This window comes from Bacillus cereus group sp. Bce019, assembly GCF_051781745.1.
Lineage (GTDB): Bacteria > Bacillota > Bacilli > Bacillales > Bacillaceae_G > Bacillus_A > Bacillus_A cereus.
In genome coordinates, this window is record NZ_JBPWJX010000003.1 from 77990 (window position 1) to 101842 (window position 23853).

The following is a 23853-nucleotide window of genomic DNA, read 5'->3' on the forward strand; positions in this document are numbered from 1 at the left end:
TTTCTAAGTACTTGCGTTGCAAATTTTACTATCGTGAATACATTTTCGGACATTCATCACCACTTGGTTCATAAAAACAATGGCTTTTAAACTGTCCTACAAATGGCTGATTATACCATTCAGGCGGACAAGCTCCAACTGGACGGAAATACCAAAGAGCCCATCGTGCAGGCCAGCGCCATTGACCTTGTAAAACTTTTCGTGCGATTTCTTTTTCTGATTCACGAGCGCGTTGATAAAAATATCCATATTGTACTGCTTCAAATCCGCCGGGTCTTTGATATACAGCGTCTCGTACGGTACGGAGTTGTTTAAAATCTAAGCAATCACAAAATACACGGTTTACTACAACGCATCCAACTAACTCCTCACCTTGGCGACCTTCGCCTTCAGCTTCAGCACGAATTAATCGAGCTAGTAAATCAACATCACTTTCGTTGTATGGAATAAGGGGCATAGTGATACCACCTTTCTGTTATAGTAAAGAGTGTATGTTATAAAACAATCTGCGTGCTTTTTTACATAAAAATAACATTTAATTTTAAGAGGAGCTTGTATAAAAAAAGCTAATTAGTAATAGTAGATAAATATAAAAGGGAGAGGTATTATGTATCGAATTCATAAAGACCATATCATTTACTCAATGTCACCAGAAAATAAGCCGTGTATGGAAGTAGAAATTGGGAGCAGTCTTGTATTTGAAACATATGATTGCTTTGAAAATCAAATCGATTCTGAAGATGTTGTGTTACAAGAATTAGATTGGAACCGAATTAATCCAGCGACTGGACCTGTATATGTTAAAGGAGCAGAACCTGGCGATATATTAGTCGTAACGATTGAAAAAATTGAAATTGCAGAGCAGGGCGTTTTAACTACAGGTGCAAACCTTGGTGTAATGGGTGATGAGTTAAATGAAAATACAGTGAAAATTGTCCCAATACATAATGAATATGTTTTGTTTTCAAGTGAACTACAAATCCCGATTAATCCAATGATTGGGGTAATTGGTACTGCACCGAAAGAAGAGAGCATTTCATGTGGCACACCGCATGATCACGGCGGGAATATGGACTGTAAAGAAATTAAAGAAGGAACAACATTACTACTACCAGTTAATGTCCCAGGAGCACTATTAGCATTAGGTGATTTACACGCAGCAATGGGTGATGGTGAAATTGGTGTTAGTGGTGTAGAGGTTGCTGGTGAGGTAACGGTAACAGTTCAAATTATAAAAGGAAAACAATGGCCATTACCAATGGCTATTCAAAAAGAAAAAATGATGACGATTGCTTCAGAGAAATTGTTAGATGATGCAGCAAATCGTGCTGTACGTAATATGGTGACATTTTTACATGAAGAATTAGCAATGTCTAAAGTTGATGCAACGCTTTTATTATCGGCAGTAGGTAATTTAAAAGTTTGCCAAGTTGTGGATCCGCTGAAAACAGCGCGTATGGAACTAGGAATGGATTATGTGGAGAAACTAGGATTTACTTTTAGTAAATTTCATATTAAATAGATAAGGGACGAAAAAGGATACTTTTGTATAAAAGCATCCTTTTTTTAATTTACTGATTTTGTGAAAAGAGGTAGTATTTATTTTATATAAGTATATTTGAGATTGTGGATTAAAAAGGAGTTCAATAATGGTCAAAATTATGATTGTAGAAGACGATATGAAAATTGCAGAACTATTATCGACACATGTTGCGAAATATGGTTATCAAGGAGTTATTGTATCGGACTTTCAAAATGTATTAAACATTTTTTTAGAAGAACAACCAGAGTTAGTTTTATTAGATATTAATTTACCGAGTTTTGATGGGTACTTTTGGTGTCGTCAAATTCGGGGAGTTTCAACATGTCCGATACTATTCATTTCGGCCCGTGAAGGCACGATGGATCAAGTTATGGCGTTAGAAAACGGTGGCGATGATTTTATTCCGAAGCCTTTTCATTATGAAGTTGTAGTGGCGAAAATTCGTAGTCATTTAAGACGTGCATATGGAGATTATGCACCGAAATTAGAAGAACGAATGATTGAACAACAAGGTCTTTGTTTATATCCCGAAAGACTTGTATTGAAACTTAGAAATGACGAGATTGATATAACGAGAAACGAAGCCATTTTATTAGAGACATTAATGAAAAATTATCCGCGTGTTGTGAGTAGAGAAGTGTTACTTAATAAATTATGGGATAGTGAATCTTATGTTGATGATAATACATTAAGTGTAAATACAACACGTGTGCGTAAAAAGTTACAAACGTTGCATATAGAAGGTGCGATTGAAACGATTCGTAGTGTTGGATATAGATTTCATATTACTTGGGATAATGGTATAGAAAAATGATAAGGTTGTTTATACGTGATCATATACCACTTATTTGCTTTACCATAATTCAACTACTAGCTATATTTCTCGTATATTGGTTTGATGGGCATAATCATATTACAACGGCGTTATATGCAATGTTTCTAGGTGTTTTCTTTATGGGAAGTTATTTAGTGTTTCGTTATTTTACACATCGTTCTTTTTATGAGCGCCTAGCAAACCCGATGCAATCTTTGGATGAATCTGTTCAAAAATCTGATTTTGCAGCTGTATCGGCTGCTCTTCAAGAACTACTTGAGGTGCAATATCGACATTATCAAAATCAGCTGCAAATGCAAGAGAGAAAAAATAATGACCATTTAACCTTTATGAATCAGTGGATTCATCAAATGAAAACACCTTTATCTGTAATAGAATTAATTACACAGGATGAAGTAGATTCACGTTTTGAAAGTATAAATGAGGAAACTGATCGATTAAAAAAGGGATTAGAAATGGCTCTGTATGTCGCACGTTTAGAAGCATTTACACAAGATTTTTATGTAGAAAGAGTACAACTACATAAAATAGTGAATGATTCGGTACATGAGCATAAACGGTTCTTTATCCGGAATTTTGTATATCCAGAGCTTGAAATTGATAAAGGCATTACTGTAGAAAGTGATGCGAAATGGTTACAATTTTTAATTGGGCAAATACTATCGAATGCGATTAAATATTCATCAGGTAGTAGAGAGAAGATTAAAGTGAAAGCTTGTAAGGAAGGTAATAATGTTATACTTGAAATTGCTGATAATGGTGTAGGAATACCGAAGCAAGATTTACCAAGAGTGTTTAAACCTTTCTTTACAGGAGAAAATGGTAGAGATTTTAAAGAATCAACTGGAATGGGGCTATATCTCGTATATGAAATTACGAAGCAATTAGGACATAGTGTAGAAATCCATTCAGAAGTTGGTAAAGGTACCGTTGTACGTATTAAATTTTAAATGTGTAAAAATGACTCAGGCTAAAGAACTTATGAAATAAGTTTTTTAGCCTTACTTTATATGGATTAAATAAAATGATATAAAAGACTGGTATGATTCTAATAAAAGGTCGTGTAAGTATGTGTAATGACACAATAATAAATAAGGCTGTTAAATGAGAGGTTTTTAATAATTTATTAATATTTAAATAGTTTTTTGTAAGAAAAAAGCTCGCCCTTTGAAAGAGCTAGCTTCATGAATTTTTATTAAGTAAACAAACTTAATAATTTATATCCAATTAATCCTAAAATAGTGATAGGAACCATCATTAAGAAAGAAGAAATTCGATTAGCATTAGAGCGTTCTAATACAAGAATCAAGATAATCCCAACTATGACTTCGGTATATCCAACAGGTAACATGTGACTATAGTCTTCAAAATTTAAAAGAATGTGAAGTCCATCCGTTACAAAAACGCCACTAATAAGCGCGCTTCCGAATTTATGAAGTGGATCCGTAGTATCTTTCCATAGAAAACCTGCAACTCCAAAGATAGTTCCTCCTATACATGCACATACAATCCATACGGATATAAAATAAATAGAGTGAGCTACATTTTTAATAACTATTGCATAACCATAGTAGCCTAATACCATACCGAGTAGTGCAAGGATACCAGAAAGTATAGCTGTACGCTTAGAATAACTAAAGCTAGCCACAAAAAAGGATGGAACTAACCAAACGCTTCCTAGATTAGCTAATGAATTCCAATGTCCAGGAAGTATACCTTGCCCCAATTTAGTCAGTATACCAACAATTATCCCTACTATAATCGGGACGAGAAAAATCCTTAAAAACATATTTAACTTTGTGATTTTTAATGTCCTGTCCATAAATTCAATCCTTACATTAATATTTTCTGTAAAGATATAATAGCTTATTACAAGGTAATAATCAATAAAAATTTATCGAAAAACAATAAGTGATTATTGGATAATGAATAACATTTTGTTTTTATACAAAATTTATCCCGCTTTAATGGGCAGTAAGACCCCCACCTCAAAATTCAGCGAAAGCAAAGAAATTAGGTGGGGGTCGGGCTGCCCATTAAAATCCGATTGGTTCAACTAATAATCAGTGGGGATGAAGAAAACCCCCACTGATTAAAGTTTCACTTTATATAAGAGAGAGTGCTTAGAAGTTTACTACTGGGGAAATCTAAAGGACGTATTACAATCAATGTAATTTGTGCTTATTCAACATGAAGTTAAGGAATGATAAATAAACCTAAAAGAAAGCAATCTTTTTAACAGCACATATAATTGCATTTACTCATACAGTACTAGTATGGTACAATATGGTTATTAACGACGGAAAGGAATGATGGGTGGACGATGATTAACTAATCTTATTTTTAAATGTTGAAATTCAATAAATTTCAATTTCTAAAAAATAGGATTAGTCTGCCCAATTCCAAACAACGGTTTTGCTATTTGATTTGCGTAATAGCTTATTTGGGTATAAATAATGTAATGACTAATCCTGCCAAATTTATTTGGGAGGATTTTTTATTCTCCCTTAATGAAAGGGATCGGTATTATGAAAGAACTATTAAAATTAAATGATGTTTATGTTGAAATAAAGGAAAATATGTTGTTAGAGAAATTAAATGTGACAGTAAAACAAGGGGATGTTATTGGATTAATTGGTAAAAACGGTGCTGGTAAATCAACGTTACTTCAATTAATAAATGAGAAGATTGAACCTTCAAAAGGTACTGTTGAATGGATGCAAATGAATATGACAATAGCATATGTTGAGCAAGAAATAGAATCTTTTATTAGTAATGATGTAATTGCAAAAGAAGCAGAACTTCTTGCGAAATGGGGCGTGCCAACGAACGATTTTCATACTTTAAGTGGTGGTGAAAAGCTGAAAATTCGATTAGCAAAAGGATTTGCTGAAAATCCTAATGTCTTAATATTAGACGAACCGACAAATCATTTAGATGAGATTAGTACGGGATTTCTCATTAAACAAATAAAAAACATGAAAGGTACAGTTATCGTTGTATCGCATGATCGATATTTTTTAGATGTTGTCGCAACAAAAATATGGTCAATTGAGGACAAAAAATTAATTGAGCATAGTGGTAATTATACGAGCTACATGAAAGCACGTGAGCAAAAAAGAAAGTCGCAGCAGCGTGAATATGAAAAGCAGCAAAAAAAGATAGAACAAGTAGAAACACATATAAAAGAATTGAGTTCATGGTCACAAAAGGCACACGCGCAGTCTACAAAACAAGAAGGAGTGAAAGAATTCTATCGTGTAAAAGCGAAGCGAATGGATGCACAAGTGAAGTCAAAACGAAAACGACTCGAAAAAGAGCTGGAGAAAACGAAAGTAGAACGTGTGAAAGAAGAATATTCAGTTGAGTTTTCTATTCAAGCGAACAAAAAAGTAGGAAAACGCTTTTTAGAAGTGAAGCAATTAAAAAAAGACTTTCATGGGAAAGTATTATTTGAAAACGTTAATTTTACAATTCAGCACGGTGAGAAAGTTGCGATTGTTGGACCAAACGGTAGTGGGAAAACAACATTACTGAAGATGATTATGGGAACGGAAACTGCTGAAGGAGAAATATGGATTTCACCATCTGCAAACATCGGCTATTTAACACAAGAAGTTTTTGATTTACCGCTTGATAAAACACCAGAAAATTTATTTTTTAAAGAGACGTTTGAAGAAAGAGGAAAAGTCCAAAATTTAATGAAACATTTAGGATTCCAAGCGTCTCAATGGAAAGAGCCGATTGAGCATATGAGTATGGGAGAAAGAGTAAAATGTAAGCTATTGGCTTATATTTTAGATGAAAAAGATGTACTCATTTTAGACGAACCGACGAATCACTTGGATCTACCTTCACGTGAACAACTTGAAAATACATTAGCTAAGTATAACGGAACATTAGTAATTGTATCTCACGATCGATATTTTCTGGAGAAAACCACTAACACAAAACTCGTGTTTTCAAACAATACGATACAAAAGCAGCTAGAAGAACCTACTAAAACAAGAGATGAGATTGAAGAACTACGTTTAACGTTAGAAACAGAGAGACAAGAAGTATTAGGTAAATTAAGCTTTTTAACTTCTAACGACAAAGAATATAAAGCACTGGATGAACGGTTTATAGAACTTACGAAGCAGATAAAGGCACTATAATTTGACTATTTGTTTAAAGAAACAAATTTAAATGTCCTTAACGCAATTGATTTAATTAACAATGTAGCATCAAATAAAGTTATTGAAAAATGCGGGTTTATTTATAAGAGCCAACAGAGGATAGAAAATCAAATATATAATCATTATATATTGCGAAAATCTGAGTGGATAAAAATATAAATTTAGGTAGTAAAAGACCGATAAAGCAATCGGTCTTTTCTCAGTATATAATAAAGAGTTAATATACATTGTAATTCCTGCAACTATACAATTATTATAAGATAGGTATGCGTTAATTTTAGTTTGAAAACAGTTTAATTATCGTTTTTTTCAGAAATCTTACAAGCGTGTAAGATAAATGAAAGATGAATCAATATGAGATGTAAGACAATTCATTTACACTCTGGTATGAGAAGTGCAAATGAAGGGAGAATATACATGGAAATTTTACATGCAAAAAGTATTAGTAAAGTATATAAAGGGAAAGTACCTTATAAAGCATTAGTTGATATTGATTTATCAATTCAAGAAGGTGAATTTGTAGGGATTATGGGGCCATCTGGTAGTGGAAAAACAACGTTATTAAATATGGTATCTACTATTGATTCTCCATCATCGGGAGAAATTTTAATAAATGGTACAAATCCTTTCCAATTATCATCAGAAGATTTAGCGTTATTCCGCAGAAAACAATTAGGATTTGTTTTTCAATCATTTAATCTTCTTAGCACACTTACTGTAAAAGAAAACATCGTATTGCCGATGACTTTAGATGGTGTTTCCGTGCAAGAAATGAACAAGCGATTGGAAGAGATTGCAGAGAAGTTAAATATTACAGATATCTTGAATAAAAGAACGTTTGAAATATCAGGGGGACAAGCGCAAAGAACAGCAATCGCTCGTGCGATCGTTCATAAGCCGCAATTATTACTTGCGGATGAACCAACAGGGAACTTGGACTCTAAATCTTCAAATGATGTAATGGAGATGCTTGATACTCTTAATAAAGAAGAAAAAGCAACGATGATGTTAGTTACACATGATCCGTATGCTGCGAGTTTTTGCAGTAGAGTAGTATTTATTAAAGATGGTCAACTATATAACGAAATTTATTGTGGTGAAAGCAGACAAGCCTTTTATCAAAAGATTATGGATGTTCTTTCTTTGTTAGGAGGGAAAAGGCATGACTTTTCGTCAGTTCGCATTTAATAATATTTTTCGTAATAAGCGTACATATGCTGCCCATTTTTTAAGTAGTACATTTTCTATTATGGTTTTCTTTACGTATGCTCTTTTATTATTTCATCCTGATTTACAAGGGGAATTAAAATCAACAAGTGCAACAATGAGTGCATATGGTACGATGGGATTTACAATTTCGCAAGGTTTGATTTTTGTATTTTCATTTTTCTTTATTTTATATTCAGTTAGTTCATTTTTAAAAACTCGTAAGAAAGAATTTGGCATATTAATGATGCAAGGTATGTCAATGAGACAGTTTAAGAAATTATTATTAATTGAAAATATGTTGATTGGACTTGGTTCAATTTGTATAGGGATTTTCATTGGACTCATATTTTCTAAACTAGTTTTATTGATAAGCGCAAGTGTATTAATGATTAATAATGGTTTGCCTTTTTATACACCAGTGAAGGCTGTATTATTAACAGTTATCACTTTTCTTTTCTTATTTTTCATTGTTTCACTATTTACATTTAAAATGGTAAAAATAACGGAACTTGTCGAACTTATTCGAGCAGAGGAAAAACCAAAACCTGAACCGAAATCTTCAATTTTATTATCACTGCTTTCTTTAATTAGTATAGGATATGGATATTTCTCAGTATTTCGCTTTATTTCAAGTTCCAGTTTTACTACACTTGGAATGGGTGTCTTACTAGTAATTATAGGAACGTACTTTTTATATACACAGTGTAGCGTTTATATATTACATCTTGCTAAAAGGAGAGAATCTTTCTTTTTAAAAAGAACAAATATATTAACGTTTTCTGAATTAATTTACCGTATGAAAGATAATGCAACGATGTTTTTTATTGTATCTATTATTTCAGCAGTTGCTTTTACAGCTATTGGTACAACAGCTGCTATTGGTAATAGAAATTTAGTGTGGATGACAAACCCATATACATTTCTGTATGAAAGCTCTGAAAACAACAAATTGGTAGATAAACATCTCTCTATTATAAAAAAACATCTCTTGGATACAAATATTCCGTATCGAATGGCTTCATCTTCAAGTAAATTTACAGAAAGTAACGTAAATGTATTGAAATTAAGTGAATATAACGAACTTACGAGAGCACTCGGGTACCAACATGAAACGATTGAAAAAGAAGATGAAATTTTACTAATCCCTGGGAGGGTGTCACAAAAGCAAGAATTTAAAAATGGTGACTATAAAAAAAATATTGAAGTCATTCAAGGAGATTGGACAAAGACATTTCGTGTGAAGAAAACTGTAGAGAATTTAGTTTTACCACATGATTCTAGTAGTATTTATATTGCTGTTCAAGATCATGTGTATGATGAAATTCCTTTGACGAGTAATCCAGAGGATGAAGATATTCAACATCGTACTTACGGATTTGTTGTAGATGATTGGATAAAAACGAAACAGATTTCCAATCAATTAAAGAGTATATTCGATAAAGATCTTAGGGACAGAGATTTCTACTTTGAAGCTTTAACATTAAACTTGTTGGAGGCAAAGCAAAAGAATGGTTTATTACTTATGGCAAGTGTTTTAGTCGGAATCGTTTTCTTTACATTTGCTGCTAGTTTTATTTATTTCCGATTATATACTGATTTGAATCGTGATCAACAGCAGTATAAAATGATTTCGAAAATGGGGTTAAGTAAACGGGAGCTAAAGAAAGTTGTAACGAGACAGTTATTATTAATGTTCTTCTTACCAATTGCTGTTGCGGTGATTCATACTGTAGTAGCGTATACGGCACTGCAACAATTAGTTAGTTTTTCTATTTTAAATAGCTCGATTTTTATTTTAATTTCATTTATATGTATACAAGTTTTATATTTCTTTATTACTCGTTGGCGTTACCTACAAAAGCTTTATAAGACTATGGAGCAATAAAGGATATCAACTAATAAAATTACAGAAAAGCATGTAAAAAATGATATGAATTATGAAAGGAACCGTGATGAAAAGAACTTTAACTATTTTTATGTTAACTATAATACTTTTAATAAGCTTTAGTTCATGCTCTAAAAAGGATAACTCATTTCCTGCAAACGGTGTATTAATTATTGGAGATGAAAATAATATTTCACCAATTATTAATCGTTATCAGGAAATTACGAAAGAAAATGAAGTGTTTTCTGTGAAAAAAGGTGAAGTTGGAAATGGACATGTATTAATTTTAAATGAATCTACAGCACTAGCACTGATTAAAGAAAAAATTTTTCATAAACGAGGTAATGGCTCCAATTATATTTTAGATACGTTACCAAAATTCCCAAAAGAAGGATCGCTATTATTTACAAATGAAGACGAAAAGACTATGAAAAGTATTAAAATAGAAGGAAATGAGATTCCTGTTACATACGATAGTGACACTTGGATAGGAAACACTCGTAAATATCCAACGCAATCGTATGTGATTGTAGCAAAAAATAGCGTATATAAGGAAATAAAAGCAAATGAAACGAAAATGCACCTTCTTCAATTAAAGAAATCTCTAGGTGATGAAAGACCTAAAATGTCGACAGATAATACAATGGTTAATGAAAATGTCAAAGTAAAAAAGCTAATTAAAGGTTTGGAAGGAGAAGTATCTTTTCAATTTGTAACGATTGGCGAAAAACCTTAAAAAAGAGTTCGGAGTTGATAAAAATTTCATCACCTTCGAACTCTTTTTAGTTTATAGACAAATCAATTATTATGCTTTACATTACTTCATTTAATCGAGTCTCGTTTGTTTCCTCAATCCCATTTGAATTTTGAACTGAATTATTTTGGGCTTCTTTTTCTTTACGAGCCTTTTGTAGCATTTCAAGGATGATCCATAAGGGAACACCTTTATCCTTTAACATCTTCCATAAATCTAATTCATTAAATTTATGCTCAGGCTGTTTCATTTCTTTTTCAGATAAACGAATATCAAACTTGATAGGATCATTTATTTTCTTACTTTCAAGTTTAGTAGAAGAGATAGTATTATGCTCAAGATTAGATGGAGTTATTTTAGTAGGTTGAGACAATGTATGAATATTTGATCCGATTTGCATGATTTTTCCTCCTTTTCAAGCAATGAGATTAGTTTTCTTATGGTTTTTAAATCTTTTTAACATGAGGAAACTATATCTAATTATAAATCTAAATAAATAGATTTACAAGTTGTATTGTAAAAAGTAAATATTTACTTGAATTAATATTTATCAACATTTGTATATGTTTTCTATATATACAACGTATATAAAATACTTTACATTATGTTTAAGTTGTTAAATTATTCTGTTAATTTTTTTTAAAAAGAAAAATGTAAACGTTTTATTAGGGGGAGAAAGTATGGGGAAGTTATTTTTAAAAATATGTTTTTTTACATTAGTGACCGTATGTTCATTCGCAGCGAAAATATCATACGCTGAAGAGAGGCAACAAAATAATTATCCTATCATATTGGTGAATGGATTTGCTGGATGGGGTAGAGAAGAAATGCTTGGCGTAAAATATTGGGGTGGTGTTCATGATATACAGGAAGATTTGAAACGAAATGGTTATACGGTACATACCGCAGCTGTTGGACCTGTTTCTAGTAACTGGGATCGTGCATGTGAATTGTATGCACAAATTAGCGGTGGGACAGTAGACTATGGTGCAGTCCATGCTGAGAAACATGGACATAATCGTTTTGGCAGAACTTATAGTGGTTTTGCGCCGAATTGGAGTGAAACAAATAAAGTTCATTTAGTTGGACATAGCATGGGTGGACAAACGATTAGAACATTAGTACAGCTATTAAAAGAAGGTAGTTTTGAAGAAAAGAATTATGTGAAAAATCACCCAGACACCAAAATATCACCACTATTTGAAGGCGGAAAATCATACGTTCATAGTGTTACAACATTAGCAACCCCTCACAACGGTACAACACTTGCGGATGGTAGTCTTCTACTGCCGTTCGTTAAAGATTTACTCATTACAGCTGCAAGCTTTGGAGGAAACAATAATTTATCATTATATGATTTTAAATTGGATCAATGGGGTATAAAGAAGAATGCTGGAGAGTCCTTTTTCCAATATAGTAATCGTATTCTAAATAGTTCACTTTGGAAAAATACAAAAGATATAAGTCAATGGGATTTAAGTACAGATGGTGCAAAGGAGTTAAATAATTGGGTAAAGACGCAACCAGATGTGTATTATTTATCCTATAGTGGACATGCATCACAAGCAGCACCTATAACAGGTTTACATTTGCCTCATATAACGATGAATAAAGTGTTAATGGGAAATGCATTTTTCTTAGGTTCTTATGCGAGATATGAAGAAAACCGTCCACTAGTTGATACTTCTTGGTGGCAAAATGATGGTGTAGTAAATACAAATTCTATGATTGCACCATCTTCTAATGTTACTGTAAATAATAATGAGTCATTACAGATTGGAAAATGGAATCATATCGAAACGAAAGCGAATTGGGACCATCTCGACATGGTAGGGTTAAGTGTTTCAGACTCGTTAGGTTTTTCTAGCATTCAAGAGTTTTATAGAACAATTGCTGAAAAGCTATCACGTTTACCGAAATAGGTAATAATAAAGCGCTCTCGATGGAATTCGAGAGCGCTTTATATTATATTGAAAGAGTGATTTGGTAGAAAAATATGGGGGGATATTATGAAAATTCAAGTTGTATTATCAGGATACGGAACAGTAGGCAGAGAGTTTATAAAATTATTAAATGAAAAATATTCATATATATATGAAACATATGGGATTCAATTAGTTGTAAGCGGCGTATTAGGGAGAAATATTGCAATACATAATGAAGACGGCTTATCACTTCATCATTTATTAATGTATGGTGGCGGTACCGCTGCAATTGAAAAATATTTAGAGTATCATCCGAAGGAACGTGCAACAACTAGCATAAGTGGTACTGTATTGGTAGAATCAACAGTTACAAATCTTAAAGATGGAAATCCAGGGAAACAATATATGAAACAAGCGATTGAAAAACAGATGGATATAGTAGCAATTTCTAAAGGTGCGCTCGTTACAAATTGGAGAGAAATAAATGAAGCAGCAAAAGGCGCAAATATACGAATTCGATATAGCGGTGCAACAGCCGCTGCACTACCGACACTAGATATTGGACAATTTAGTTTAGCCGGTTGCAGTATTGAAAAAATAGAAGGAATATTAAATGGAACAACTAATTATATTCTTACGAAAATGTATGAGGAAGATATGACATTTGAAGAAGCACTGAAAGAAGCACAAAATAAAGGAATTGCTGAGACAAACCCTATATTAGATATAAGCGGTTCAGATAGTGCGTGTAAATTGTTACTTTTGACAAACAGCTTAATGGAAACAGAGAAAACACTTACTGATATACATATAAAAGGAATCGAGCACGTTACAAAACAGCAAATTCGAAATGCTAAGGAACAACATAAAATTATTAAATTAATAGCATCAGCATATAAGGATGAGGGTGGCAATGTCAATTTAACTGTTGAACCGTGCGAAATAGAAAAAGATCATCCGTTAGCAAAAGTAAATGGAACCGAAAAAGGAATTACGTTCTTTACAGATACGATGGGACAAGTTACTACAATTGGTGGGGCTTCTAATCCAAGAGGCGCTGCAGCTGCAGCTTTAAAAGATGTAATAAACTTATATCGAAAAGATTTGTAAGACCGTACCGCCCTTTATAAAAAATACATATGCCGTGGACCTTTTGAGAATGAAATAAATATGCAAAAATGATTGCAGGGGGTAAGAAATTGTTTAAGGATTTTAAAGTTGTTAAAGAACGTCCCGTTTATATTCAATTGAAAGATTATTTGAAGAAAATGATTATGAAAGGGCATTTGCTCGGGGATCAAAAAATCCCATCAACAAGGGAACTAAGTGAATTACTAAGTGTGAGTAGAAACACTGTACTCGCTGCTTATGCAGATTTAGAGCAAGAAGGACTCATTTATGCAGTTAAAGGAAAAGGGAACTTTGTTGCGAAGGTGGATATATCTAACAATTCGTCTGTTGAAATAGATTGGAAAAATAAACTTAATACAGTGACCGCATTAGCGGATGAATTAGATTTAATGAAACATGGTGTTCGTTGGGAAAAGGGAATGATTGTTTTTAATAGTATAGCCCCGGATGAGAAGCTATTTGATGTTGAAAATTTCAAAAGAGCTTTTCTTACTCGTATGTCCATTGAAGGGGACATCATATTGAACTACGGATATGCAAAGGGATATAGACCGTTAATGAATTATTTACTTCATTACATGGAGATGAAAGGTGTAGACATTTCGAATAAAGATATTCTAATTACAAATGGATTTACAGAAGGATTGGATATTGTACTCTCTTCTTTATCAAAAAAATCCGGTCGTGTCATTTGTGAGAATCCAACTCACCATGCTGCACTTAAGCTTTTCCGTTTACATGGACTTGAAGTTCATGGGATTGATATGCATGAGGATGGTATTGATACGAATGAAGTTGAAAAAAGTTTGCGTGAAAAAGATTTTGATTTTGCTTATTTAATTCCTTCTTATCATAATCCAACCGGTATTGTTACGAGTTCAGAGAAAAGAACGGAATTGATGAGGTTATTCTCAAAATACAACGTTCCTATTATAGAGGACGGATTTAATGAAGAATTACGTTATTCAGGTTCACATTTAGCTCCATTATTAACTTTTGCGGGAGCTGGCAATAATGTGATTTATATTAGTAGCTTTTCAAAGGTGCTTTTCCCTGGTTTACGTGTAGGCTGGATTATTGCAGATAAAGAGCTGATTCATTATTTAGAAAGCGTAAAAAGAGCAAGAACGATTCACACATCTACGCTAGATCAAGCTGTTCTGTTTCAATATTTACATGAGGGATATTTTGAAAAATATTTAAAAAAGGCAAGATCTGTTTATAAGAAAAAATATGAGTTAGCTGTCGGGGCATGTAACCAGTACATTCCTTTTAAAAGAATGACTGGAGATGGTGGACTTCATTTATTTATAGAGCTAGAAGAGCATATGAATGCCCGCACACTTTTACAAAAGTGTTATGAGAAAGGCGTTACGTTTTCACCTGGAGATGTTTTTTACTCTGATGGAGAAGGAGCGAACACTTTCCGATTAGGGTTTTCGCGCTTGAAAGAAGAAGAAATAGTTCGGGGAATTAAAATAATTGGTGATACATTAAAAAATGAAATTTGGAGTTGAGAAAATGAAAATCGGTGTTATTATGGGCGGGGTATCGTCTGAAAAACAAGTTTCAATTATGACGGGGAATGAAATGATTGCTCATTTAGATAAAAATAAGTATGAAATAGTTCCAATTACATTAAACGAAAAAATGGATTTAATTGAAAAAGCGAAAGACATTGACTTTGCATTGCTCGCATTACACGGAAAATACGGAGAAGATGGGACAGTTCAAGGAACACTGGAGAGTTTAGGGATTCCTTATAGCGGAAGTAATATGTTATCTAGCAGTATATGTATGGATAAAAATATTTCGAAAAAGATTTTACGTTATGAAGGTGTAGAAACACCAGATTGGATTGAACTTACAAAAATGGAGGATCTAAATCTTGATGAGTTAGATAAGTTAGGATTTCCATTAGTGGTAAAACCAAACTCTGGCGGATCGAGTGTCGGGGTGAAAATCGTTTACAATAAAAATGAATTGATCTCAATGCTAGAAACTGTATTCGAATGGGATTCTGAAGTAGTAATTGAGAAGTATATAAAAGGTGATGAAATTACATGTTCTATTCTGGATGGAAAACAGTTACCTATAGTTTCAATTCGACATGCAGCCGAGTTCTTTGATTACAATGCAAAATATGATGATACTAGTACGGTTGAGGAAGTTATCGAACTTCCAGCAGAAATTAATGAACGTGTAAATAAAGCTTCACTGACTTGTTATAAAGCATTAAAATGTAGTGTTTATGCAAGAGTTGATATGATGGTGAAGGACGGAATTCCATATGTAATGGAAATTAATACATTACCAGGGATGACACAATCAAGCCTATTGCCCAAAAGTGCAGAAGCAGCGGGAATTAGTTATAGCAAACTATTAGATATGATTATTGAAACATCATTAAAAGTTAGAAATGAAGAAGGGTTTTAAGGAGATTATATAACTAATTCTTTTGACAGTTTCACGAAGTATGCTATGATGAATACATTATAAAAATAAAATATTTATCCACTAGGGGGGCCTTTTATAGGCTGAGATCAAATGTGATTTTGAGACTCTTAGTACCTGATCTGGTTAATGCCAGCGTAGGGAAGTGGGAAAGACGTTGCTATTTAATGAGTAAATAAATACTGTCAATTTCACTTTCTTTACGCCTGTAAAGAAAGTTTTTTTATTTTACAGCTTTAATAATTGTGGATAAATACTTATATTTTATACATTATTGGAGGGATTTAAATGACTTTTTCACAATCATTACGTAAAGAAGTAGATTCAATTTGGGAAGCGAGTTTTAACCATCCTTTTGTAAAAAAACTTGGTGAAGGAACATTAGATTTAGCTAGTTTTCGCTATTATGTGCTTCAAGATTCATATTATTTGAGTCATTTTGCTAGAGTACAAACTTTAGGAGCTGCAAAAGCTCTTGAATTAGAGACGACAGCTCGTATGGCATATCATGCTCAAAATACATATGAGGCCGAGTTATCTTTACATGAGAATTTTGCTAAAAAACTAGGGATAACGAAAGAAGAAAAAGATAATTTTATTCCTGCGCCAACTGCATATGCGTATACTTCACATATGTATCGTGCTGCGTATGAAGGGCATTTAGGAGATATCATTGCAGCAATTTTACCTTGCTATTGGTTGTATTATGAAATTGGCGAACGCTTAAAAGAGTGCCAGCCGGAAGAGCCAATTTATAACGAATGGATTTCTGCTTATGGATCTGATTGGTTCCGTACGCTAGTTGAAGAACAAATTACACGTTTAGATACTATCGCTGAAAAAGTAACAGAGGCAGACCGCAAACGTATGAAACAGCATTTTATTATTAGCAGTCAATATGAATATTCATTTTGGGAAATGGCTTATACATTAGAAAAGTGGCCAGTGGATACAGACGTAAAAGATGTAATTGGATAAAGAATAGAAGTAATGTTATAGATAGGTCTGGATCATACCTATCTATATATTTTTTCTTGTCAAATTTGCATAAAGTCATTAGTGCTACGGATATGGCGAAATAGAATATCGATAATTTAGCTCATTTACTTGTCTACGCATTAACTGGATAAACTTCTGTCACATTTATTTTACAATTAAAGAACGTAAATGTTGGTGGTATGAAGTTAAATAAGAAAAGAAACCCGAGCTATTAGCTGTAACGGAGTTGTTTTTTCTTCGCAGGAATTCCTAAATTATCATGGAGTGTTGTTAATACGATATGCAAATATGCATATCGTATTTTTTGAGTTCTTTATGTGTTAAAATTAGATATAAAGATATGGAAATATAAAGAAGCAAAAGCAGGAATATCCAATGAATTTTGAGAGGTGTTATATGTTTACAAATAAGAAATTAATTCGATTTGGTTTATCGTTGTTTGTATTTTTAGGGATAATTAATTTTACAATCAGCTATTTCCAAACATATCTTGAAACAGCAGCAGATATTAAATGGGTAATTCCAGAAATTTGGAAAACTATTTTGCTAGATGTTCCTCAAGGTATACTTGTTCTTTTAGGCGCAATTGCTTTATATGATTTCACAAAAGAGGCATCACAAAAAGACGCATCAATCTAAGTGTGTCTTTTTTCTATTAGGAATTTCATAGAGAGTTTTGCTGGAGAAATAGAATGAAAAGCCCTAATAAGGGCTTTTTTCTTTGTAGGAATTTCTTATCTGTCATAGAAACCGGTTACTTGGAGGTGTTATAGCGAAAGGCATTTACAGTACAGAAAAATCTAAGCGGCAGACGGAAATATATAGGATATGACAACATAATTATTGAGAAATTAATTGAATTTAGTAGGTATGAAGATATGACGATAGAATTCATATTTTTTAATTTTTATTTATCACGCTATTTGCCGGGCAGTAAGCCCCCCACCTCAAAATTCAGCGGAAGCAAAGAAGTTAGGTAGGGGATGAACAAAACCCCACTGATTAAAGTTTCACTTTATAAAAATGAGCCCATAGCAAAAATAGGTATATGAACAAGGTGCATCATTTAGTGATAAGTCATACTTTGTTGGTGTACGTATTGAACTTAGTTTATAGCGCTATTCCTACTTAGATGTAACGAACAGAAACATAGGGAAGCATCGATGAGGTTGTATTTTATAAACGGAGGTTATGAAAATGAATCAGTTTCAACAAGAACTACAAGCGTTAAGTCTTAATGATTACCGATCTGGAAATATTGTCTATTGGGACCAGCAAAACCAATATCCATATTACTATATTGAAGATGCTGCTCGTCGCTGTGGCGGTTGTGGTGGTTGCTCTAACTGTTTTGATGGTTTTACTGATACTACCGGTACTATTGTAACGTATGAATATTGATAACATCTATCTTGCTAGATGCGGGCAGTAACATCCCCAAAAAAATTCAGCGAGAGCAAAGAGAAGTTAGGTGGCGGACTGCCCATAAAAGCCCGATTGGTGAGAGCTGATTAAAGTTTCACTTTATCAATTAAAAAACATTAGTTATATGTACGTGCCGACAAAGAATATAGCCATTATTAATGGATATATTCAATCATTCAAGTGAAAGAGTAACAATAAGATATATAGATGTAATCAAGATGTGATGGATAAAGCAATGACTAGATTTAAAATCTAATCATTGCTTTTTTCTTATGGTTTTATCATCAAATATCTGTCTGGTTTAGGGATTGATTCCTTCTAGCTAATGAATTCATTACAACTTTGTAAGGTTAATGTAATGTTAATCGATAGTAAGTGAAGATGCTTGAGTGTAATTTAAATAAGATTAAAAAGTACTGTTTATCTATAAAATAATTGGGTAAATAATATGTAATTAGGAAGTGTATGAATATGATTGAACTAAAATCTATTATCCATTCGTATAAACTAAAGAGAAAAATAGCTAAAGATTTATACGGAAAAAGAGATGAATTGACACTGTTATTAAATGAATTTAATAAAATGAAATGTACAGTAACATCTGAAAAGAAGAAAAACAATATATTATCTCGTTTGCAACTAATTTATCAAAATATGAAATTAGATAAGCAGTATCCTCTATCAGTTGCTTTTGATAGTAAATTATTGGAGCGATTAGAAAAAGAACCTCTACATACTATTGAGGATGGTGTAACATGTTTACATCTAATGTTAGATGTGAATTATGAGAAAATAAAACAATATGGTTCGAGTACAAGTAGGTCATTTGTTCCATTATCGCAGTCTTCTATTTGTCTTGCTGATTGTATTTGTTTAACAGGAGCAATTTCATTTTGGGGATTACTGTTATCTATATGTTCAATTGCATAAAGGTTCATATTTGTAAAAAGGGCACCGAATTAAGGTGTTCTTTTTTGGTTTTTTTGTAAAGTTATTGTAAATGATAAGTACAATGCATTATATATAATGTATAATTCGAATGTATTGAAATACAAATATAATAGAGGTGTTATACATGATAATTACTTTGAATTTTTGAAAGAGTCGGTTTGATAATAATTTATGTAGATAAACAGTTTTTACGTTTCTTTTAAATACTTGGTTTAAATGGATTAGATTAAGTAACTATTGTTCTAGCTTTTTGATAATCAAGACAACTGAAGAAAGGAAGGAATCATTTTATGAAAAAATTAAGGCTGCTAACATTTGAAAATATAGTAGAACCCCTTTTAAATGAAAAGGTATCATTTATATACTTTCCTATTGAATGGCTGGACATCGTAGAGATACATTATAAGACATTTTTATTAACGAGTAAGTTGAAACGTTTGAATGAAAGATTGTATGATATGTTTTCGGATATATTGTTTATTCAGCATAACCCATACGTATTAAATGAAAATACACCATGGATTGTATCGAAAGAACCTATTAGACAAGAGCAGCTCGATTATATTTTTCAAAGTTGGTATGAGATTATTCATGATTGGAAACCAAATAGATTAGTAGAACCACCAAAATATGAATGGCAATCCGATTTGATTTCTAATTTGCCAGTACTACATGATAATGAAACGTATTCTAAGTGGGTGCCCGCTTTAATCTCACATATTTTTTGTGAGCGTCCTATATATTTAAAAAATACAAATGAAGAAGAAATCTATTTTTCCCCTCTTAGATCACAAAATATTTGTGAGGCGATGTCAGGGCCGATAAAAGATGAAAAAACACAAGATTTTTTCTCCTATGTATATCGATTCGAATGCATAACCCGCGGTGGTGAGAACGCTCCATTATTAAATATTTCAATAGGGATTCGGAGATTTTATCAAGAATATAATCATCCAGATATTCCTTTACTTTTAAGACGGAAACGAGGCATGATATTGATTTCTACCTCAGAGTTTGCGTCAAATAATAAAAAAATACGGTTTGTAAAACTAAAAATACAACAAGCTACAACCGGCATGAAATGGATTAAGATATTTAGAAATTTAAAAGATGATTTTCAAATAGGAGGAGAGGTGGATTTAGACCATATTCTCCAATATCCGAAAGATTATATTGTAGGAGAAAATAAAAGGGTGTTATTTCCATACAATGAGAGAATTTATAAAGTTCAAGGTACTAAAATAGAACCGGGTATAACAGTAAAGGAAAGAGAGTATTTATTTAAAGAATTTCAGCGTAAATTCTCTTGTTTCACAATACTTCCAGAATGTAAAAAGGTAGCAACAAATAACAAAAATGAATTATTTCCTTTATTTGCACCAAAAGGATTAGAGACATTAACATTAGAAGTTTGGTCTGAAAATATAGCGCTGGAAATAGAACAAGCATTACTTGATAGCAAAATTGTTTTAACTAAAGTTGGTGAAAATTCTTATGTATTGAATACAGATTTTCCAGTGTTATTAAAGATTGTGAGATACAATATTGAAAAGTTGTTACAAAATCCATATAAAATGCAATATTGCCAAAAATATAAAACAAATCTTGTAGATGATGTTAAGAAAGCTGTCTATGCTACCGCGGGCGAGTGCAGTGATGCGACATTAGCATTAATCGCATTGAAAAATTGTGATGGACGAGAAAAAATTGATCCAAAACAAATCATTAGAGAGGGATTTGCACGAGCAAACCGTATTTCAACATTTATTAATTTATTTATAGGCCAAAGTGTATCTCGTAAAACAATTGTAAATAGTGTTTTTAGTTTATTAGAGCAAAAAGGATTTTTGAAGCGTAGTTGGAATAAGATAAATTTACCTTGTATATATGTTAATTTATCAATTGAACGAATATCGAAATTCGATTTCTTACTTATTTTTTCAAAAATAAAAGGAAAAGAAATTTTATATAAATTATATGGGAGTACAGAGTGGCAAACGATTGATTGCGTATTATTAAATATAAATAAACATAATACATTTTTACCACAACCATCAAAGAGAAATGATATGGGGGCTCTTTTTAAACAATATGTTTTCGAAACATTAATGGAAATTGTACAATATGCAAAAGAACAAAATGAACAAGTTTATTTCATTGTAGATGCAAAATTGAGAAAATATTGGATAAAAGAGTTACAAAATAAAGAAATTAATATAGATATTTTACCTAATATTGTTCCAGAGGTGTTAAAGGTTCCAAATTTAAATATTATTAGAATAAATACAGGTTTTGATGTACCAAGTTACGGTTTAATAGAATGTGATGATGCTTTAGATAGCATTGGCTTATATGCAGATCAAAAAGGGATGTATTATAGCACTGGTGAATATTCACTTAATTGTAGTGGGATTTTTCAGCGATATATACTTGAAATTCTACCATTAGGTGTAAAACCTGTAGAAAGGGATTATATCGCTAAAATGATACATTACATGTGCTGTAATTCTAGTATGCTTTCGAAAAAGAATGTACACATGACATATTCCATGCATATGGAAAAGGTAATAAAGAGTTATATTACTGACATAGATGCAAGAGAGTTTAAAGAATTTGATGATGAATTGGATGTAGATGTAGTAAAAGTAGAAAAGAAAGATTCAATTATTCTACTTTAAATACTAGTAAACAAATCCTGCTCGTTATATCGATCAGGATTTGTCATTTTTTTATGTAAATAAGGATATCCTTTGTCAAGTATCTTTTCGTTTACATATTTACTTTATGTGCAGACAGGATTAATATGTTTTTTAGAAATACAAAAACTATTTCATATGGAAAAACGATTTTTATTAATTGAAAAAATTTGAAAGGAATGGGGAATTGTGAAGAAATTAGATGTGCTCTTAATGCTACTGAGCGGCCTCTTTCCAATTGCAGGACTTACAAAGCAAATCCCTCTAGAACAATCTATATATATTGGAGGGCTTTTATTTTTTACTAGTTTCGGTAGTTATTTTGCTAAAAAGATGTATTCACGTATATGCAGTTGGATAGCGTATGCGCCATTTATAACATTACTGTTAGTTATTTGGCATCAAGATATTGCAACAAGCTCAATCATAGCAAATGCGAAAATTGCTGCATGTGTCGCGTTAATTCCATGTTTATTCCGTTTTCGTACATATGGACTTACTTTGGGCTTATTCTCATTATGGGCCGCTTTACTATGGGATATAAAAGAAGTACAGTCGTTAGTCATACTTGAACGCATAACGAGCTTAATGACAAGCCATTATGTATATATATTACTATTAATTGGAGGACTTGTAATAGGAGGATTACTTGCGATGTTCATTCACCGCAAAGAGAAAGATAATAATAAAGAAAATATAAATCTACTTGGACCAAAAAAGAAACACAAAAGATTATCATTTAAGATTCGTCTTCCAAGATTACCGAAATTAAAGATAAAACTATTTAAGTTTGGTGGGAAAGAATCTAAAAGTAAAATGCCAGAAAAAATCCATGAGTATAAGTACGAAGAACCAGTTGCAACATATGAAATGACAGAGCAAATAGATCCATACAAAGAAAATGCAGTTCAAGGTCAAACAAGGATGGAACGCCGAAGAAATAGGTATAATGCATAATGAAGTTTAATAACCCCGTAATGACTTATCTTAATATTGATAAATCATTACGGTTTTTTTATGTAATGAAATGAAGGTTGCTATTGCGGAGGGGAATAGCATATTTTATAGATAGGAACTAAAATAAGGGGAGGATAAAATGCTTATCATTACATATATATCTGCTTGTATATTATTCTTAGTTAGCTTTTTACATGTATATTGGGCTTTCGGAGGTAATTGGGGGACAAATAGTGTTATTCCAACTAAATCAGGGGAAAAGGCGTTTACACCTCGCACCGGAATGACATTGTTCATTGCATTATTATTAAGTATGGCAGCAATAATTTTGTTGCAACAAGCAAATATTGTTCATTTTGCGGTTCCTAATGTTATTATTCAAGTCGGTTCCTGGATTTGTATGATTGTCTTTTCTATTAGAGTGATTGGTGAGTTTAACTATTTTGGTATCTTTAAACGACAAAAAGATACGCACTTTGCAAGAATGGATACCAGTTTATATATTCCACTTTGTGCATTTTTATCTTTATCTTTCTTATTAACAATAATTTTGTGAGTAAATAATAGTAGTTTCTTTTCTCAACATATATGTAAACGTGAGAAATCTAAGAGTAAATAAAAAGGATGTAAGCGCCTTCTTGTCGAAATGTAAATTATTATGAAAGGCGGTGACACTATGAAGTATGTAAAAGTTAGTATGAATGGTGGAAGTGAACATAAATTCTCAATGACTTTAGATCGGTTTAAAGAACTTATTACTACAGAGAATGGGATATTAGAAAATAAATTAGTATGTATTGAAAATGTAATGATTAATCCTACTAATATATCTTCTGTAGTTGAAAAAATTGGTGTACCGGCTAAGTTTATGGAAGCTTAAAATCGTTAGATAAAAAACATCCATTGAGGAT

General features: G+C 32.2%; 22 protein-coding genes, 2 pseudogenes and 1 riboswitch. Of the genes and pseudogenes, 21 read left to right on the forward strand and 3 right to left on the reverse strand.

The genetic code is table 11. The features are described from left to right. Positions 1-28: 28 nt before the first annotated feature. The gene (locus ACS2QP_RS06575) at positions 29-457 is read right to left on the reverse strand and encodes a cell wall hydrolase (RefSeq protein ID WP_025687953.1); all 429 of its coding nucleotides are present in this window, start codon (positions 455-457) and stop codon (positions 29-31) included. 150 nt (positions 458-607) lie between these two features. On the opposite strand from ACS2QP_RS06575, the gene ACS2QP_RS06580 reads away from it, so the two are divergent. From ACS2QP_RS06580 to ACS2QP_RS06590, 3 genes are all read left to right on the forward strand, one after another. After that, a complete protein-coding gene (locus ACS2QP_RS06580) occupies positions 608-1522 on the forward strand; it encodes an acetamidase/formamidase family protein (protein WP_103622052.1) in 915 nt (304 codons plus the stop codon). Between the two features lie 127 nt (positions 1523-1649). Beyond that, positions 1650-2357, forward strand: coding sequence for a response regulator transcription factor (locus ACS2QP_RS06585; RefSeq protein WP_000238994.1), 708 nt, complete (start codon positions 1650-1652; stop codon positions 2355-2357). Continuing rightward, positions 2354-3328, forward strand: a complete 975-nt coding sequence (locus ACS2QP_RS06590) for a sensor histidine kinase (RefSeq protein ID WP_153581001.1) — start codon at positions 2354-2356, stop codon at positions 3326-3328. The genes ACS2QP_RS06585 and ACS2QP_RS06590 overlap by 4 nt, the downstream gene beginning before the upstream one ends. A 245-nt stretch (positions 3329-3573) precedes the next feature. Here ACS2QP_RS06590 and ACS2QP_RS06595 read toward each other — a convergent pair whose 3' ends face one another. After that, the gene (locus ACS2QP_RS06595; protein WP_000376271.1) at positions 3574-4200 is read right to left on the reverse strand and encodes a DUF6518 family protein; all 627 of its coding nucleotides are present in this window, start codon (positions 4198-4200) and stop codon (positions 3574-3576) included. Between the two features lie 706 nt (positions 4201-4906). Here ACS2QP_RS06595 and abc-f point away from each other — a divergent pair. The 5 genes and pseudogenes from abc-f (at position 4907) to ACS2QP_RS06620 (ending at position 10386) form a co-directional block, all read left to right on the forward strand. After that, on the forward strand, positions 4907-6535 hold the full coding sequence (abc-f, locus tag ACS2QP_RS06600) for a ribosomal protection-like ABC-F family protein (protein ID WP_438882248.1): 1629 nt from the start codon (positions 4907-4909) through the stop codon (positions 6533-6535). A 3-nt stretch (positions 6536-6538) separates the two neighbouring features. Next, positions 6539-6715: pseudogene (locus ACS2QP_RS06605) on the forward strand (GNAT family N-acetyltransferase); the annotation flags it as partial. A 258-nt stretch (positions 6716-6973) separates the two neighbouring features. Further along, complete coding sequence (locus ACS2QP_RS06610) at positions 6974-7744, forward strand: ABC transporter ATP-binding protein (RefSeq protein WP_000404284.1); 771 nt, start codon at positions 6974-6976, stop codon at positions 7742-7744. Then, complete coding sequence (locus ACS2QP_RS06615; protein ID WP_438882249.1) at positions 7719-9650, forward strand: ABC transporter permease; 1932 nt, start codon at positions 7719-7721, stop codon at positions 9648-9650. The genes ACS2QP_RS06610 and ACS2QP_RS06615 overlap by 26 nt, the downstream gene beginning before the upstream one ends. 67 nt (positions 9651-9717) lie before the next feature. Further along, complete coding sequence (locus ACS2QP_RS06620; RefSeq protein ID WP_063547372.1) at positions 9718-10386, forward strand: lipoprotein BA_5634 family protein; 669 nt, start codon at positions 9718-9720, stop codon at positions 10384-10386. A gap of 76 nt (positions 10387-10462) precedes the next feature. Here ACS2QP_RS06620 and ACS2QP_RS06625 read toward each other — a convergent pair whose 3' ends face one another. Then, the gene (locus tag ACS2QP_RS06625) at positions 10463-10804 is read right to left on the reverse strand and encodes a DUF3914 domain-containing protein (RefSeq protein ID WP_001165493.1); all 342 of its coding nucleotides are present in this window, start codon (positions 10802-10804) and stop codon (positions 10463-10465) included. A 280-nt stretch (positions 10805-11084) separates the two neighbouring features. Between ACS2QP_RS06625 and ACS2QP_RS06630 the strand changes: the two genes are divergently transcribed. From ACS2QP_RS06630 to ACS2QP_RS06690, 13 genes and pseudogenes are all read left to right on the forward strand, one after another. Beyond that, the gene (locus ACS2QP_RS06630) at positions 11085-12326 is read left to right on the forward strand and encodes an esterase/lipase family protein (protein ID WP_153580994.1); all 1242 of its coding nucleotides are present in this window, start codon (positions 11085-11087) and stop codon (positions 12324-12326) included. Between the two features lie 87 nt (positions 12327-12413). Continuing rightward, complete coding sequence (locus ACS2QP_RS06635) at positions 12414-13439, forward strand: homoserine dehydrogenase (protein WP_332283143.1); 1026 nt, start codon at positions 12414-12416, stop codon at positions 13437-13439. A gap of 89 nt (positions 13440-13528) precedes the next feature. Next, positions 13529-14977, forward strand: coding sequence for a PLP-dependent aminotransferase family protein (locus tag ACS2QP_RS06640; RefSeq protein ID WP_332283141.1), 1449 nt, complete (start codon positions 13529-13531; stop codon positions 14975-14977). Positions 14978-14981: 4 nt separating this feature from the next. Further along, positions 14982-15896, forward strand: a complete 915-nt coding sequence (locus ACS2QP_RS06645; RefSeq protein WP_061660682.1) for a D-alanine--D-alanine ligase — start codon at positions 14982-14984, stop codon at positions 15894-15896. 73 nt (positions 15897-15969) lie between these two features. Next, positions 15970-16075, forward strand: a riboswitch (TPP riboswitch). A 127-nt stretch (positions 16076-16202) separates the two neighbouring features. Beyond that, positions 16203-16892: a thiaminase II gene (gene tenA, locus ACS2QP_RS06650; protein WP_332283136.1), complete on the forward strand. Its 690-nt coding sequence runs from the start codon at positions 16203-16205 to the stop codon at positions 16890-16892. A gap of 396 nt (positions 16893-17288) precedes the next feature. Further along, positions 17289-17552, forward strand: a complete 264-nt coding sequence (locus ACS2QP_RS06655; RefSeq protein ID WP_002082716.1) for a DUF3937 domain-containing protein — start codon at positions 17289-17291, stop codon at positions 17550-17552. A gap of 558 nt (positions 17553-18110) precedes the next feature. Further along, positions 18111-18314, forward strand: coding sequence for a heterocycloanthracin/sonorensin family bacteriocin (locus tag ACS2QP_RS06660; RefSeq protein ID WP_332283135.1), 204 nt, complete (start codon positions 18111-18113; stop codon positions 18312-18314). 145 nt (positions 18315-18459) lie between these two features. After that, positions 18460-18594, forward strand: a pseudogene (locus ACS2QP_RS06665) (site-specific integrase); the annotation flags it as partial. A gap of 209 nt (positions 18595-18803) precedes the next feature. Then, a complete protein-coding gene (locus ACS2QP_RS06670; RefSeq protein WP_438882250.1) occupies positions 18804-19268 on the forward strand; it encodes a homoserine dehydrogenase in 465 nt (154 codons plus the stop codon). A 311-nt stretch (positions 19269-19579) separates the two neighbouring features. Next, positions 19580-21967: an RNaseH domain-containing protein gene (locus ACS2QP_RS06675; protein WP_438882251.1), complete on the forward strand. Its 2388-nt coding sequence runs from the start codon at positions 19580-19582 to the stop codon at positions 21965-21967. 207 nt (positions 21968-22174) lie between these two features. Continuing rightward, entirely contained in the window at positions 22175-22942 is a 768-nt protein-coding gene (locus ACS2QP_RS06680) for a DUF3959 family protein (protein WP_119683459.1), read from the forward strand. 139 nt (positions 22943-23081) lie between these two features. Further along, the gene (locus ACS2QP_RS06685) at positions 23082-23498 is read left to right on the forward strand and encodes a DUF3995 domain-containing protein (RefSeq protein WP_438882252.1); all 417 of its coding nucleotides are present in this window, start codon (positions 23082-23084) and stop codon (positions 23496-23498) included. 120 nt (positions 23499-23618) lie between these two features. Further along, positions 23619-23822, forward strand: a complete 204-nt coding sequence (locus tag ACS2QP_RS06690; RefSeq protein WP_000878372.1) for a hypothetical protein — start codon at positions 23619-23621, stop codon at positions 23820-23822. Positions 23823-23853 lie beyond the last annotated feature (31 nt).

Bases quoted from the DNA above. Each gene is read 5' to 3' on its own strand.
- ACS2QP_RS06610 (WP_000404284.1), top strand. From the start codon at position 6,974: ATGGAAATTTTACATGCAAAAAGTATTAGTAAAGTATATAAAGGGAAA.
- ACS2QP_RS06590 (WP_153581001.1), top strand. From the start codon at position 2,354: ATGATAAGGTTGTTTATACGTGATCATATACCACTTATTTGCTTTACC.
- ACS2QP_RS06655 (WP_002082716.1), top strand. From the start codon at position 17,289: ATGAATTTTGAGAGGTGTTATATGTTTACAAATAAGAAATTAATTCGA.
- abc-f (WP_438882248.1), top strand. From the start codon at position 4,907: ATGAAAGAACTATTAAAATTAAATGATGTTTATGTTGAAATAAAGGAA.
- ACS2QP_RS06620 (WP_063547372.1), top strand. From the start codon at position 9,718: ATGAAAAGAACTTTAACTATTTTTATGTTAACTATAATACTTTTAATA.
- ACS2QP_RS06580 (WP_103622052.1), top strand. From the start codon at position 608: ATGTATCGAATTCATAAAGACCATATCATTTACTCAATGTCACCAGAA.
- ACS2QP_RS06670 (WP_438882250.1), top strand. From the start codon at position 18,804: ATGAATATGATTGAACTAAAATCTATTATCCATTCGTATAAACTAAAG.
- ACS2QP_RS06615 (WP_438882249.1), top strand. From the start codon at position 7,719: ATGACTTTTCGTCAGTTCGCATTTAATAATATTTTTCGTAATAAGCGT.
- ACS2QP_RS06595 (WP_000376271.1), bottom strand. From the start codon at position 4,200: ATGGACAGGACATTAAAAATCACAAAGTTAAATATGTTTTTAAGGATT.
- ACS2QP_RS06660 (WP_332283135.1), top strand. From the start codon at position 18,111: ATGAATCAGTTTCAACAAGAACTACAAGCGTTAAGTCTTAATGATTAC.
- ACS2QP_RS06585 (WP_000238994.1), top strand. From the start codon at position 1,650: ATGGTCAAAATTATGATTGTAGAAGACGATATGAAAATTGCAGAACTA.
- ACS2QP_RS06635 (WP_332283143.1), top strand. From the start codon at position 12,414: ATGAAAATTCAAGTTGTATTATCAGGATACGGAACAGTAGGCAGAGAG.
- ACS2QP_RS06685 (WP_438882252.1), top strand. From the start codon at position 23,082: ATGCTTATCATTACATATATATCTGCTTGTATATTATTCTTAGTTAGC.
- ACS2QP_RS06675 (WP_438882251.1), top strand. From the start codon at position 19,580: ATGAAAAAATTAAGGCTGCTAACATTTGAAAATATAGTAGAACCCCTT.
- ACS2QP_RS06690 (WP_000878372.1), top strand. From the start codon at position 23,619: ATGAAGTATGTAAAAGTTAGTATGAATGGTGGAAGTGAACATAAATTC.
- tenA (WP_332283136.1), top strand. From the start codon at position 16,203: ATGACTTTTTCACAATCATTACGTAAAGAAGTAGATTCAATTTGGGAA.
- ACS2QP_RS06575 (WP_025687953.1), bottom strand. From the start codon at position 457: ATGCCCCTTATTCCATACAACGAAAGTGATGTTGATTTACTAGCTCGA.
- ACS2QP_RS06630 (WP_153580994.1), top strand. From the start codon at position 11,085: ATGGGGAAGTTATTTTTAAAAATATGTTTTTTTACATTAGTGACCGTA.
- ACS2QP_RS06625 (WP_001165493.1), bottom strand. From the start codon at position 10,804: ATGCAAATCGGATCAAATATTCATACATTGTCTCAACCTACTAAAATA.
- ACS2QP_RS06645 (WP_061660682.1), top strand. From the start codon at position 14,982: ATGAAAATCGGTGTTATTATGGGCGGGGTATCGTCTGAAAAACAAGTT.